General features: G+C 41.1%; 15 protein-coding genes. 3 read left to right on the top strand and 12 right to left on the bottom strand.

The features are described 5' to 3' along the window. Positions 1 to 46 precede the first annotated feature (46 nt). The 6 genes from DS742_RS04625 to DS742_RS04600 form a co-directional block, all read right to left on the bottom strand. Positions 47 to 937, bottom strand: a complete 891-nt coding sequence (locus DS742_RS04625) for a tyrosine-type recombinase/integrase (protein WP_117415834.1) — start codon at positions 935 to 937, stop codon at positions 47 to 49. A gap of 333 nt (positions 938 to 1,270) precedes the next feature. Next, complete coding sequence (locus DS742_RS04620; protein WP_117415833.1) at positions 1,271 to 1,720, bottom strand: hypothetical protein; 450 nt, start codon at positions 1,718 to 1,720, stop codon at positions 1,271 to 1,273. 91 nt (positions 1,721 to 1,811) lie between these two features. Next, positions 1,812 to 2,516, bottom strand: coding sequence for a DUF4367 domain-containing protein (locus DS742_RS04615; protein ID WP_117415832.1), 705 nt, complete (start codon positions 2,514 to 2,516; stop codon positions 1,812 to 1,814). Continuing rightward, positions 2,506 to 3,060 carry an RNA polymerase sigma factor gene (locus tag DS742_RS04610; protein ID WP_117415831.1) on the bottom strand — a complete coding sequence of 185 codons (555 nt, stop codon included), beginning with the start codon at positions 3,058 to 3,060 and terminating at the stop codon, positions 2,506 to 2,508. Before DS742_RS04610 ends, DS742_RS04615 begins: the two co-directional genes overlap by 11 nt. 226 nt (positions 3,061 to 3,286) lie before the next feature. Beyond that, positions 3,287 to 5,710 (bottom strand): flavocytochrome c, encoded by a 2,424-nt coding sequence (locus tag DS742_RS04605; RefSeq protein ID WP_117415830.1) that lies wholly within the window; start codon positions 5,708 to 5,710, stop codon positions 3,287 to 3,289. A gap of 14 nt (positions 5,711 to 5,724) precedes the next feature. Continuing rightward, the gene (locus DS742_RS04600) at positions 5,725 to 6,324 is read right to left on the bottom strand and encodes an NADPH-dependent FMN reductase (protein WP_117415829.1); all 600 of its coding nucleotides are present in this window, start codon (positions 6,322 to 6,324) and stop codon (positions 5,725 to 5,727) included. Positions 6,325 to 6,497: 173 nt separating this feature from the next. Between DS742_RS04600 and DS742_RS04595 the strand changes: the two genes are divergently transcribed. The 3 genes from DS742_RS04595 to DS742_RS04585 all read left to right on the top strand — a co-directional run bounded on the left by DS742_RS04595 (position 6,498) and on the right by DS742_RS04585 (position 9,389). Beyond that, positions 6,498 to 7,436, top strand: coding sequence for a LysR substrate-binding domain-containing protein (locus DS742_RS04595; protein ID WP_117415828.1), 939 nt, complete (start codon positions 6,498 to 6,500; stop codon positions 7,434 to 7,436). A 1-nt stretch (position 7,437) separates the two neighbouring features. Then, positions 7,438 to 8,376, top strand: coding sequence for an FAD:protein FMN transferase (locus tag DS742_RS04590; protein WP_117415827.1), 939 nt, complete (start codon positions 7,438 to 7,440; stop codon positions 8,374 to 8,376). Positions 8,377 to 8,471: 95 nt separating this feature from the next. Then, positions 8,472 to 9,389, top strand: a complete 918-nt coding sequence (locus DS742_RS04585; RefSeq protein ID WP_117415826.1) for a ketopantoate reductase family protein — start codon at positions 8,472 to 8,474, stop codon at positions 9,387 to 9,389. A gap of 37 nt (positions 9,390 to 9,426) precedes the next feature. Here the strand turns inward: DS742_RS04585 and larE are convergent, their stop codons facing one another. The 6 genes from larE to DS742_RS04560 all read right to left on the bottom strand — a co-directional run bounded on the left by larE (position 9,427) and on the right by DS742_RS04560 (position 13,774). Continuing rightward, a complete protein-coding gene (gene larE, locus DS742_RS04580) occupies positions 9,427 to 10,263 on the bottom strand; it encodes an ATP-dependent sacrificial sulfur transferase LarE (RefSeq protein ID WP_117415825.1) in 837 nt (278 codons plus the stop codon). 6 nt (positions 10,264 to 10,269) lie between these two features. Next, positions 10,270 to 11,544, bottom strand: coding sequence for a nickel pincer cofactor biosynthesis protein LarC (gene larC / locus DS742_RS04575; RefSeq protein WP_117415824.1), 1,275 nt, complete (start codon positions 11,542 to 11,544; stop codon positions 10,270 to 10,272). Beyond that, positions 11,545 to 12,288, bottom strand: a complete 744-nt coding sequence (gene larB, locus DS742_RS04570; RefSeq protein WP_117415823.1) for a nickel pincer cofactor biosynthesis protein LarB — start codon at positions 12,286 to 12,288, stop codon at positions 11,545 to 11,547. Between the two features lie 35 nt (positions 12,289 to 12,323). Next, a complete protein-coding gene (locus DS742_RS04565) occupies positions 12,324 to 12,842 on the bottom strand; it encodes a GNAT family N-acetyltransferase (RefSeq protein ID WP_117415822.1) in 519 nt (172 codons plus the stop codon). Between the two features lie 14 nt (positions 12,843 to 12,856). Then, entirely contained in the window at positions 12,857 to 13,033 is a 177-nt protein-coding gene (locus DS742_RS28710; RefSeq protein WP_170313358.1) for a hypothetical protein, read from the bottom strand. 72 nt (positions 13,034 to 13,105) lie between these two features. Beyond that, a complete protein-coding gene (locus tag DS742_RS04560; protein WP_117415821.1) occupies positions 13,106 to 13,774 on the bottom strand; it encodes an exonuclease domain-containing protein in 669 nt (222 codons plus the stop codon). Positions 13,775 to 13,914: the final 140 nt, after the last annotated feature.

The following is a 13,914-nucleotide window of genomic DNA, read 5'->3' as shown; positions in this document are numbered from 1 at the left end:
ATATGTATTATATTAAATATGTAGTAAGAATTTATTTGCGGTATTCCTAGCTATTGCAAACATAATTTACATTATGTTTCTTAAATTTACTGTAATCATACACCAAACCCAGCTTTGATATGAGCTTTTGATGTTCATCCCCTGTAGTTGCCGTATAAATCCGGGTGGTTTCAATGCTGGAATGGCCAAGGACCTCAGCCAGGCGTAATAAATTCTTTTCCAGGCTATAAAAAATAAACGCAAACAGATGACGTAAATTATGAGGAAATACTTTTTTCTCGTCAACATTCGCCTTATGGCAGAGACCTTTCATCTTTTTCCAGATAATTGTCCGATTAATCGGAGAATTTGTCTTTGAAAGGAATATTGGACCTGCTTCTATTTTTTGTGAAACACAGTAAGATCTTAAAACCTTAATAAGCTGCTTCGGTATAAATATAACCCTTACTTTTCCTTTATTATTGATCTGTGCATACCCTGTTTTCAGTGACTGCACAGTAATAAACTGCAGTTCACTGACTCTTATTCCAGTGCTGCATATGGTCTGCATTAAAAGGCTCAGCTGAATATCCCCTGCCTCTTTTGCTGCCATGATCAGATTTTCATATTCTTTTTTCGTCAGATATGTTTCTTTTTTACAAAATAATGTTCTCTGAATTTTAAACTGACGAACTTTACACTCAAACCAACCGGCATATTCCAAAAAACGGTTTAGAGCAACTATCATAGAATTCGCACTTGATACCTGATAATTATTTTTTAAGTATTCCTTAAATTCAATTACCTTTCTTTTCTCAATCACTTTATCCCCTGATAAAAAATTATAGAATTTCATGATATCCCTTTTATATTTTTCTATTGTTAATTTTGCCTTTTCTTCTTCAAATAAATAATCTTCATACTGTTTCATAAGTTCTATTGTCAATTTTCTCTCCATGTCTTCTCCTTAGGTTGTATTAAAATATAGTCGACTTTATCAATAATAGATCCACAACAACTCCTTTCGATTGAATTATTTCTAAATTAATTGCTTTTTATTCCCCTATACTATATAAACGAAATAGAATTAAATTGATAACACTTTTCTCAATAAACATTTCATAAACTCACCATTAACAAAATATAAATATTTTTAAAGTACATCAAAAAATCAGTCGAACTATCTGAAAAGACAGGCCGGCTGATTTTTTTGTTAAAAGGAAAAGGAGCATTGCTCCTGATATGAAATCATAAAGATTTCACTCATTTAACAACGCCCCATCAATACTTTTTATTTTGCATAATTTTCAAAATAACCGGATACTGTCTCACCAACTCCATTACGATATACCGTAGCAGTAATAGTCAGCCGATACGTATAACCTCTTGCCACGTAATATCTGCCATCAAAGATCAGCCTGTTACCTGCCACATTTAAGTTGTTCCACGTTTTTACAGTGGTATAGGTACCGTTTGAATTTTTTCTGGACAGTACCGCAGTGCCAGTTATATTCTTTACGTCAGACCAACCTTGCACACAAGCGCCGCAAATAGCCTTGCTTCCATCAAATGAAAGGTTGATATCAATAGATGAAGTGCTGGACCACCGGGCTGCCGGAAGATCTAAAGTATTAACCGGCACATTGGAATAATCGGTTGAGGCAAACGCATCCCCTCCCATCAGGAAACAGGATATGACGAGACACATAATAAAGGTACATTTTTTCATTTTTACAAACATATTTATCCTCCTTTTTTTTATAAAATAATAACCTCTACTATATAAACGTCATAGTAAAAAAATGGTAACACTTTTCCGAAAAATAATTAAATTATTTTTCCAGACTTTTACCCATGCGGATTAATTCATCGCTGTTTATATTTGATGTCAATTCAAAAACAACATCATGTGATTTCCAGAGAAGTACATTGAAATTATCACCCTTCACTGCTTTAAACAGATATGCTGTATTACCAGAAATATCGACTTCCGTATAATTTGTATTTTCATTGTCAATCAATGCCGTTCCTTCTTCCGCCTTTCTCTGCTTTAATACAATCTCAGTATCTGATTCATTGGAATATACCAGCAAAGCAGAATTTCCATAAAGCTCCTCTGATATCTTTTTATAACCTTCCGGCAAATATGCTGGTCTGAAGATATCCATTTGCTGCCCGCCGTCTGTAGAATCATGAAACTGGATTTGTGTATATTTTCCAAACTGATTAACAAAGGTATTGAGTATTACATTTCTCGTTGCCTCAACACTGAGCAGTGTGGCAGACGACAGTACAATGATTACCACAAAGCATGCTGCTATTTTACGGTTACTTTTTACGAAGTACCTTATTTTAAACTTGATCTTCTGTTCAAAAATCAACTTTTTTATTCGTTTGTCCAACTCCTTGGAGGTTGGAAATTTCTCATTTAATTCTTTATTAGAGGGCAATGTATCCATTTCATCTCTCAGTGCATCAGATATGGCTGCTTTCAACAGCGAATCAAACAATTCTTTATTCCGGTCTTCACTGCTCACTGTAAACTCCCTCCTTTTTCAATTCCTTCTTCAGAGCTTTACGTGCCCTGCTAAGGCGCATTTTAGCATTCTCCGTACTGATACCCAGTATTTTACCTATTTCTTCAAATGAACAATCAAATTCTACTTTCAGATATAAAATATCCGAATAACTTTTTTTAAGATTGCCTATACAGCATTTTATTTTATCACAGGCTTCCTTAACTGAAAAATTATCAAAAGCCGGTTCTTCATAACTTAAACCATAATCATCTTCTTCCAAAGGTACTATTTGCTTCTTCTTTTGTTTTCGGAGCATGTCAATCGCAACGTTCCTCACTATAATAACGACGAACCCCCTCGTTTGGTAACAGTCTACTATATTAATTTTTTCAAGATTATCAATTATTTTTATAAATGATTCTGATACCGCATCTTCTGCAAGATGCACTTCATTTAAGATCGTATTGGCTATGTAAAGCATTGTTCCGCTGTAAAGTTCATAAATCTCGGTTACTTTATCCCGATCTCTTTCATTTTCAAGCGTCATTATGAAAGCAAGCAACGTTTTTTCCTCCTTGGCATGTAACCATGTATTAGATCTGATATATGAAGTAAATTATACTATACTTTTTATTTTCCAACCATACCCAAAATCAAGCCGGTCCTGAGGCTGAAATTTTGCATCTTAATGAAACAGTTGTTATCAAAAAAAGAGCCGATAACCGCAACTTACTTATGCGTGTCATCGTGCTCTTTCAGTACTGACATATTTATTTTAATCTCTGCAACTATTTCATTTCATCAACAGCAGTTTTACCGGCAATCCGTCCGAAGGTAAAGATATCCGTTAATGCGTTGCCACCAAGACGGTTTCCTGCATGAATACCTCCGGCAACTTCTCCGGCAGCATATAGATGTTTAATTGGCTGTCCATTTTCATCTAATACATGGGTATTGGTGTCGATCTTAAGACCGCCCATGGTGTGATGAACAGCTGGCTTTCTTGGAGTTGCATAGAATGGAGCTTTCTCCACCTTCAGGCTGAATGTATCCTTATGGAACTCAGGATCAAAACCCGCATCTACATAAGAATTATATTTTACAATGGTTTCCTTAAGAACTTCAGGATCCATACCGACTTTTACTGCCAGTTCTTCGATGGTATCTGCTCTGAATAAGGTACCTGCTTCTACCTGACGGTCTAATTTCTCCTGGCTTGTATTGGCAGCTGTTTTCTTAATCTCATCATCTGCAATCAGATAAAATAAACCGCCCTGATCGATGGCTGCTTTTGTTAACACATCACGGCCTGAAAATTCATTTACAAAACGTCTGCCGCTTTTATTAACGATTACAAAGTTTTCCGGTGGTACCTGAATTCCGCTAAACAGCTCACCTGTATCCGGATCGGCAACAGGCATCATCTGAGTAAATCCCATTCCTGTCAGTGCTGCTCCTACTGATTTACCAAGCTGGATTCCATCCCCTGTCATAGCGAAGGAATTGGTGGTTCTTATATTGTCATCAATGGCACTCCAATAGGTATTATATTCCTTTAACATCTTTGTATTGGCACCAAAACCACCGCTAGCAAGTACAACTGCTTTGGCACGAACGGTAATTTTCTGGCCATTGACACCAGTTGCCATGACTCCTGCGATCTCACCATTTTCCATAATAAATTCTTTTACAGGACTGTCCGTGATAATCTTTCCTGAGTGCTCCTCCACATATTTTGTGAGGGCAAGGATAAATGCGGTACCATAGCTCTTAACCGGCTTATGACCACGGCGCCAAAGTGCACCAACCGGAGCAAATACAACGCTCTTGTCATATTCAACGCCGATCTCTTCCAGCCATTTTACACTTTCTAAAGCTCTGTCAGTGAGGATCTTTACCAGGTCATACTGTCCGTAAATGGTGTTGCCGTTTAAGTCGGTACGTTTTCCGCCAAAATAGGTCTGCATTCTGTGAAGAAGAGGAGAATCAAATAAATGACCTTTTCCAGTACCGAATTTTTCCTGATATTTGGAAAATTCTTCTTTGAGCGCATGGAAATCTTCTAAATATTCCGGATGAATCTGGCTCTCATCGGTTTCCAGCAATGACTCAATGGTATGTCTTTCTCCCGGATTTTCATCAAACTCTCTCTGCCATTCAGGATCTGCCGCATTGACCGGACCACCGGAACGTATGGTATTTCCACCTACTGCCGGATATTTTTCAAGTACAATTACACTGGAGCCATTCTGCAATGCAGTAGCAGCCGCACTGAGTCCGGCACCTCCTCCGCCAACAACTACCACATCACAAGTATACTCTTCGTCTTGTCTGTTCCGGCTGCTGGCAGGTTTGGGACGTCTCTTAAGAATGTCCGGGTTGACTCCGGCAAGTTTCACTGCTTTGGCAACACCATCAATGACAGCATTGCTGGTTTCAGATGCACCGGAGAGCGCATCTACATTCAGGGTCTGTCCTTCCAGAATTTTATCTGGTATTCTTACAAATACAACATCGGCGATTCCTTCCGTTTCACCCCTGGTGTCTATATTAATGCTTTCGATCCGCTTTTCACTAAAGGATACCTTCATTGGAAGTTTTCCGCTGTGTCCGATAGCATTTACTTCATATTCACCTGGTGTAAAGGAGAACTCCTCTTCCTCATTGAGCTGATTTGCAATGTTAGCAAAACGCATAAAGCGCAGGAAGCAGATGTCCAGAAAGTCAATGGTTCCCTCATTACTGAGGTTCCCTTCATCATCAAATGCCTTACTTGCATTTCCCAGTAAAAACTCATATCCTGGCATGACATTTGCATCCACTCCCGGTGCATCCAGAATCTGGCGGAGATGCAGCTGGGCACGGGAGGATCCCTGTGTTCCTAAAGATGCACCAACGATCATCACTGGCTTGCCTGCAAGGGGATGGAGATCAAAGCTCAGCCATTCAATCAGGCTTTTAAGGCTGGATGGAATAGAATGATTGTATTCAGGAGTTGCGATAATAACACCGTCACTGGCTGTAATCTTCTCATTGAACATCTGGATTACTTCACCATAGGACTGATTATCGGATTGGTTAAACATGGGAACATCTGTAATATCAAGTACTTCAATTTCTGCCTTTGACTCAAAATGTTTTTTCATAAACTGAAGGAGTTTACGATTATATGATTTCTTTGCATTCGTTCCAACAATTGCTATAAATTTCATTGATATGAATCCTCCTACTCTTGCCAAGTAAATTTTTTTGCGCTTTTATTCTGAACCTTTTCTGCCAAAAGTTTCGTTGTGATATCCGTAAACAGAACAAATTCTCTGAAAATTTCATCAAGTTCAGACACCTTGTCCGGATAGATGAGATTTCCCCCACCGTCAAATGCGCCCTGTGATTTTCCTAACAGGAACTCACTGCTTGGCATGATTCTGGCTGCGAGCTCAGGGGAATCAAGGATCTGTCTGAGATGCGCCTGTGCACGGGAGGAACCAAGTGTACCATGGGATGCCCCTACGATTAAAACCGGCTTATCCGTAAGTGCCTGACTTGTATAACTAATCCATTCAAGAGCACTTTTTAAAACTGCAGGTATGGCATGATCATACTCCGGAGTTGCTATAATAACGCCGTCTGCATTTAAAATTTTATTGGATAATTCCTCAACCTTTTCAGGGACTTGAGAATCCTCTGGTTCCATAAAGACTGGTAAATCTTTAATTTCATATAATTCAATCTCCGCCTCACTGGAAAAATGTTTTTGCATAAATTGAAGCAGCATGCGATTAGTTGACACATCTGAATTCGTGCCTACGATTGCTAAATATTTCATAGTAATCTCCTTCCTATCCATTAAGTTCTCACAGTTGTAATAATGTGTTTGATATAATTTTAACACAACGTACCTATATTATCTAATAGTTATTTATTGAAGTTTGATAACAAATTTGTTATAATCAAACATAATAGAAAAAAAGCAAATTATTTCTCAAAGAAAGGAATAAAATGTCGAAAATCTCTTCTCAGGATATTCTGTATTATATTGATGCCATTTTAAAATACAGTAACTATGGCAAGGCTGCTAAATCCCTTTATATTTCTCAACCATATCTGACGCAGGTGATTAAAAGAGTGGAGAATGAATTAAACTGCGAACTGATCACCCGGAACAAGCTGCCATACCGGTTAACCGAACAGGGAAAGATCTATTATCAATATCTGACCTCATTAGAAAATAATTATGCAAAGCTGCTGAGGGAAATATCCGATGTATCAGATATTGACAAAACAGTTATTAAAATAGGGGTTCTTCCCAGCCTTGGGACCTATCTTTTACCTCTTTTTCTGCCTGATTTTCTAACTCTGCATCCAGACTGCAGAATTGAGTTATTAGAAAGTCTGCCTGAAAAAAATGAGAAGCTGACCAAAAACAATGAACTGGATTTCTGGATTGGGCAAAATTCAAGAAATATTTCACCCAACTTAAACTCTGTCAGCTGGGGCAGACACAGATACCGGGCTGTGATCCCCCGCTGCAGTGAGTTATATCAGGAAGATACCGCCGTCATCGCGGAAGGCAGCATCGACATGAGTAAAATCTTATGCCAGAAGCTGGTTCTCACCTCGAAAGGTTCCGCCATCAGAAAACAGATCGATCAGTTACTAAACCTTTATAAGGTAGAACCCCGCATTATTATGGAGAGCACAGAGATCAATACGATTCTGAAGCTTGCCACAGGTAATTTAGGAATCACCTTTATTCCCGAAAGTGTCTATGTGAAGGAAAGTCCGTCAGAATACAATATCTATCAGATACCCATTGACGAACTGAGCTTAGACTACTTCATAGCATACCACAATGAAAGAAAACTATCCAACATTGATCATGATCTGATAAATGCCTTTTTGATTCATGGGCAGAACAATTCCGATCCGGGAGAATGAAATGACAGAGTATACAAAGATTATATATCTTATGGGAACAAAAATATCCCTCTATATTAAGGGAGAAGAAACTATAATGCTGGCAAAAAAGGCGGAAGAAATGCTGATCCGTTATAATGAAATCTTTAGTGCCAACAGTGATCACTCCCAGCTTGCAATGATTAAAAAAATGGCTGCTATCGCTCCCCAAAGGGTAGATGAGGAGCTGTATGAACTGATAAAAACAGGAAAAAAGCATAGTCTGAATGAAGATTCTTTTTTAAACATTGCAATCGGACCATTGATAAAGTTATGGAGAATCGGTTTTACCGGGGCGCATGTACCGGATAAAGAATCCATAGAAAAAGTGCTGGAACTTTTAAATCCTGAAAATATACAGCTGGACGATGATAACAAAACCGTCTATCTGCAAAAAAAAGGAATGGAAATCGACCTGGGAGCCATTGCCAAAGGTTATTTCGCGGATAAAGTCATGGAATTGTTTAAAAGCCACGGAGCTGTCTCTGCTATGGTAGATATGGGCGGGAATGTTCTGGTTTACGGAGACTCCCCCTCCGATGGCAGTGACTGGAATGTGGGAATTCAGAATCCGTTCTTACCGCGGGGAAATGCGGCAGCACTGATTAAAATAAGGAACCAGTCCGTTGTAACATCAGGAATTTACGAAAGAGTCCTCGAAAAGGAAGGCAGTAAATATCATCATATTTTTAACAGCAAAACCGGCTATCCTATGGAGAGCAATATTGCTTCTCTGACTGTTGTCGCTGATCGATCTCTGGACTGTGATATTTATACGACGAAATTGTTTGGACTGGATGCTGCTTTGATTATCCATAGAGTTAACAAAATGAAGGATATAGGGGCTGTTGTTATAACTGTAGATGGAAAATTAGCCTGTACCGAAAATCTTATGGAACGGATTCATCCATTAAGTATGTAATATGAAGCTTCATTGATAATCCAAGTTAACGCTTCAGAAAACAGCAGAGTTGTGATAACATATATTATAGTAAATTAATCCTGGGGAGGGACAACATGAACAAAGATATAAAAAAGACTGCCGTCATAGGAATGGGCGCACTGGGTATGTTATACGCAAGCCAGATCAGTTCTGCATTTCGACCTGATTCCGTATGTTTTCTTGCTGACCAGAAACGAATCGAACGCTATGGGAAAATGACTTTTACAATAAATGGAACCCCCTGGTCTTTTCCGATAAAATCTCCTGCTGATGCAGAACCTGCTGATTTAATCATTATAGCGGTCAAATACAACGCACTTCCTTCCGCACTGGAAACAATGGCTTCTGCAGTCGGTCCTGATACCACCATAATTTCAGTTATGAATGGGATTGACAGTGAATCCATAGCAGGTAAATGCTTTGGTGACGAAAAAGTGCTTTATTGTATTGCACAGGGAATGGATGCCATGAAGTTTGGAACTGATTTAACCTATACCCGGTCAGGAGAATTGTGTCTTGGAACCAGAATAAATGGTCAGGAAAATCGTCTGAGTGCCTTAACCAGGTATTTTGATTCTGCAAAAATCAACTATCGCACAGAGAGCGATATTGTAAAACGGCTATGGGGAAAATTTATGTTAAATGTAGGAGTCAATCAGACCTGTATGGCATATGAAGCCAATTATGCCCAGGTTCTTGCCCCTGGCACCCTTTACGATACTTTAACCGGAGCCATGAGAGAAGTAATTTCGATTGCACAAAAAGAAGGAATCGCCCTTACAGAAAGCGACTTGGAATCTTACATAGAACTCTTAAGAACCCTGTCCCCTGAGGGCGTTCCCTCTATGCGCCAGGACGGCATCGCCCACAGACCATCGGAGGTGGAGATGTTTTCAGGCACAGTACGCAGACTTGCCGCTAAACATGGTCTTTCCGTTCCCGTAAATGATATGCTTTATGAAAAAATCAAAGATATGGAAGCATCCTATTAATGAATAAGGAATGCGCGGCCAGTCAGCCGCGCATTCCTTATTCAATCCCGCTTTCTCCAATCCCTAAGTCCATGCTTCCAGACCGGAACCCTTCCAAATCCAGAGTTATGTATGCAAACCCCAGTTTTTTTAAGTAAGATATCACAATGTCCCTTTCCTTTAAAACACGCTCAAACGAATCCTGATCCACTTCAATCCGTACAATATCTTTATGCAGCCGCAGCCGTACATTACCCTGGAAACGGGAGCGCAGAAATTCTTCCCCTTCACCGATTTTCCCTAAAATATCGTAATCAATTTCCGTATTATACGGCAGCCTGGTCGCCATACAGGGAGCAGATGGACGTTTCGCAACTGAAATTCCATATTCCCCGGCCAGCGCCTTCACCTGGGCTTTGGTGATATGAAGCTCTGCCAGAAGACTGATGATTCCCAGTTCTTTTAATGCCCTGATCCCCGGGCGGTATACATGCATATCATCCTCATTGGTTCCATCCATAATAACGGGAATATCCCGTTCACCAGCAAACTCCCTCAGACTCTGAAACAGCTTTTTCTTGCACAAATAACACCTGTCTACAGGATTAAAACGGATTTCCTCCTGCTCCAGCTCATCTACAGTAATAATTTTGTGAATTCCCCCCAGCTCTTTTGCCACATTCGAAGCGATATCCAGATCACAGGAAGGATGCAGTCTGCTGTCAAATGTAACAGCATAAACCTTTTTTCCCGTCTTTTTTACTGCTTCAGCCGCCGCCTTCAGCAAAAGGCTGGAATCGACTCCGCCGGAAAATGCAAGGCAGATATCCTCTCTGGCATATTCCGCCATGGCCTGCTCAAGTTTATCTTTGAGACCTGACAAGTTTTTATCCATGTAATCTTATCCCTCCTTTTGCAGAATCCGGTAAACAGTCTGGTAATCCAGTCCGCTCTTTCGGCAGATCGCTTTCACACTTTCATATTCCGGATAGCAGAATTCCCTGTCTTTATATTTACAGACTTTCACCTCTGCTTCTCCCCACTGTGTCATTACCGTTCTCTTTTCACGAGGCAGAACGGTTCGTTCAGTGCGGTATCTTCTTATCCCTATAGTCGTCGTCTGAATAAACAGAATCTCTTCCATAGATTCTATCTTATCCTTTTTGCAGATAACTGAAAGCATATAGGAAGGCCTGTTCTTTTTCATGAAGATGGGTGTATACCAGACATCGGCTGCTCCTGCGTCAAGCAGAGACTCCATCGCAAGCCCCAGTGCCTCACCGCTGCTGTCATCAATGTTGGATTCCAAAACCCACATCTCATCCCCTGCCGTATCTTCCTCCTCAGCAAGAATCATGGCGCGAAGGATATTGGCCTGTTTAAAATCCTTTTTTCCCGCACCCATTCCAGTCTTAAGAATCTGGCAGGATGACGGCAGATTGTCATCTGTTTTTAAGGCTGCTGCAATTGCTGCGCCGGTAGGAGTAACCATCTCTCCCTCATTGTCCGTCATACGCAGTTTTAAACCGTATGCCGCTGCGATATTGGCTGTGGCCGGAACCGGAACGGGAATGATACCATGCTGGCAGCGAACACTTCCGAAGCCTTCTGAAAGAGGTGAAAGAATGATTTTATCCACTCCCAGATTATCCACGCAGACAGCAGTGCTGATAATATCAATAATCGAATCAATGGCTCCAACCTCATGAAAATGGACCTCATTGAACGGAATTCCATGAGCCCTGGCCTCTGCCTCCGCTACTATATCAAACATCCGCCTTGCCATGGACTTTACCTTCTCACCGGCTTCCAGGCGGTCTATTATTTCATAAATATCACCAATGTTCCTGTGCTCATGAGAATGATGGTTTTCATGGCTATGAGAATGTTCATGGTTATGCTCATGGCTGTGGTCCGTTTCATGACTATGGGCATGTCCGGCCATGTCAGGATGACTGTGTCCATGTTCCGCTTCCGCCTCCAGATGAACGTCAAAATCATATGCATCCAGCCCGCATTTTGCTGTTCGTCCAAAATGAAGATGATATCCGCTCAAATTAAGGCTGTGAAGCGCCTTTACCAGTACCTCTTTATCGGCTCCCAGATCCAGGAGAGCTCCCACGGTCATATCACCGCTGATTCCTGAATTACATTCTAAATACAGTATTTTTTTCATTTATCTTACCGCCAGTCGATTAATTTGTGTCGCAATGTACCCAGCTCCATACCCGTTATCAATATTTACTACCGATATACCATTTGCACAGGAATTGAGCATCGTTAAAAGTGCTGACAATCCGTGAAAGCTGGCCCCATAACCCACGGATGTGGGCACCGCTATAACCGGACAGTCAGCCATTCCTGCAATGACCGTTCCAAGTGCACCTTCCATCCCGGCTACTGCCACGATGCAGCTGGCACGTCCGATCCGCTCCCGGTTGGATAACAGACGGTGTATCCCCGCCACACCCACATCATAAATCCGGTCCACGCAAGAACCGAAGTATTCAGCCGTCTGGGCTGCTTCTTCTGCAACCGGGATATCTGCTGTTCCTCCCGTACAGACCGCAATGCAGCCAGTCCTTTCTTTATTCTTCCGCTCCACCTTAAGAATTCTTGAAATAGGATCATAGGTAACTTCCGGAACAGCAGCCTTTACCAGCTCAAACTGTTCTTTTACAGCCCTGGTTCCAAAAACCTCCCCGTCCCGCTCAAAAAATTTTCTGTATATTTCCACCAGATATTCATCCGGCTTTCCCTGACAGAAAACGGTTTCTCCAAACCCTGAGCGGAGAGCCCGGTGATGATCCAGCTTGGCATATCCCAAATCTTCATAAGGAAGATCCTTTAAGATCTTCTGCGCCTCATCTACCCCCATCTCACCGCTTTTTACCAGGTTAAGCATCTCTTTTATGTCCATCCTTCTCACCTTTCCTCTGCTGTGCCCAAACATGCTTAAAACAGCTTTTTTAACAGTATATCCCGAATATAGCCTCCGTATTTCTCCTTTGTCAGAACAACTTCATACCCCTGTCTGATTACATTGTTTCGGCTGTATGAATTGTCGGGATGAACCGTACACATAAGGTATCTGTATCCCATTTTTCTTAAATCCGCTTCCCCCTGCTGCATCAGGGCATACTGAAGTCCGCAGCCTCTGTAAGAAGGAAGAATCGCCACAGATTCCATATGCGCCACTTTCCCCAATTCCTCCTCTGCAAGTTCAATATCTCTGCCTAAATTCTCTTCTCTCGTTCCAGGAAGAGAAACAATAAAAATCCCTGCAACCGCACCGGAATCCTTTTCCACAGCTTTATATCCCAGACCATTCTCTTCTTTCAGGATACGTGTTGTATAATCTTTATCATCGGCTACAAACCACTCCTTATTTTCTATGTCTTCCCAGACCTTTTCAATGATATCTGCCATCATTTCAGCATCTTTTCCAGATGCCCGCTCAATAACAAATTCCACGGATCTCCTTTCTGTCAGAGAAGAAAAACGGGAGGTACTACCGCTTCAATTCTCACAACCTGAGCTTTCCCTCTGGGAATCTCAGCACCATCACTTCCCTGCAGGTAACTGTAAATTCCAGCGCAAAGCAATATAACAATTAAACAAAGCGCGATCAGCATGACCTTATTATATAAGTTTTTATTTTCCATACTGTTCCCTCCTTTTCTCTTGTATAACAATCTATGCAGGCTGTCTTATCTGCATCACGCAGGCAGCGGCTTTCACCCATTTTTCGTAAACCGGCACCGGGGATAATTGGTGCAGCCGTAAAACACACCAAACCTGCCGTTTCTTTTCTTTAGCAGGCCACCGCACTGGGGACATATGTAAACCTCTTCTGTCCCTGAAAGCTTCCCCATCTGTTCATAACACTGCTGATTCATCATGCAGTCGTAAAGGGCCCGGTGTGCTCCTTCTGTGGAAAGATTAAAATGTGCAGCAATATCGGTAAGCCGGTGGCGGTGCAGCTGCGGGAGGCGCTCCCTCGCCATGTATAATGTATCAATATAATCATTGGGTAAAGAAATCCCAGGCAGTTCCCCGGCCACCCGGTATAGAAAAAGAAGATCAAACGACTGAATATTATGGCCAACCAGTACTTCCCCTTCTATAAAAGAAAGAAAATCCGGGAGCACTTCTAAAAGTCCCGGCGCCTCCTTTACCATCTCATCGGTGATTCCGTTAATTCTTGTTGCTCCTGCAGGAATATGAGTTCCCGGATTAATCAACTGGTTAAACTGATCCGTAATCACATGATTTTTCACTTTAACTGCAGATATCTCTATAATGGAGTCTTCCTGTGTATCCACTCCCGTTGTTTCCAAATCGAACACTACGTAATTTTCTATGTATTGGTTCAAACGTCTGCCTGTCAGCTCACTTGCAGTCATAATTCCCTCCATTTCTGTATGCAACAGGACTTTAATCCTTTTACCATTCGTATCACTACTATTATAACGTCTGAACTTGTGTACTTCAAGTTAAAACGCGAAAAAGGAATGTTATAAAAAAAACAGCACCCCTAAGAAAT

Origin of the sequence: Lacrimispora amygdalina (assembly GCF_003432035.1) — a bacterium.
GTDB classification, from domain to species: Bacteria; Bacillota; Clostridia; order Lachnospirales; family Lachnospiraceae; genus Lacrimispora; species Lacrimispora amygdalina.
Note: the sequence above shows the minus strand (reverse complement) of the source record. Positions and strands in the feature narration are given on the sequence as shown.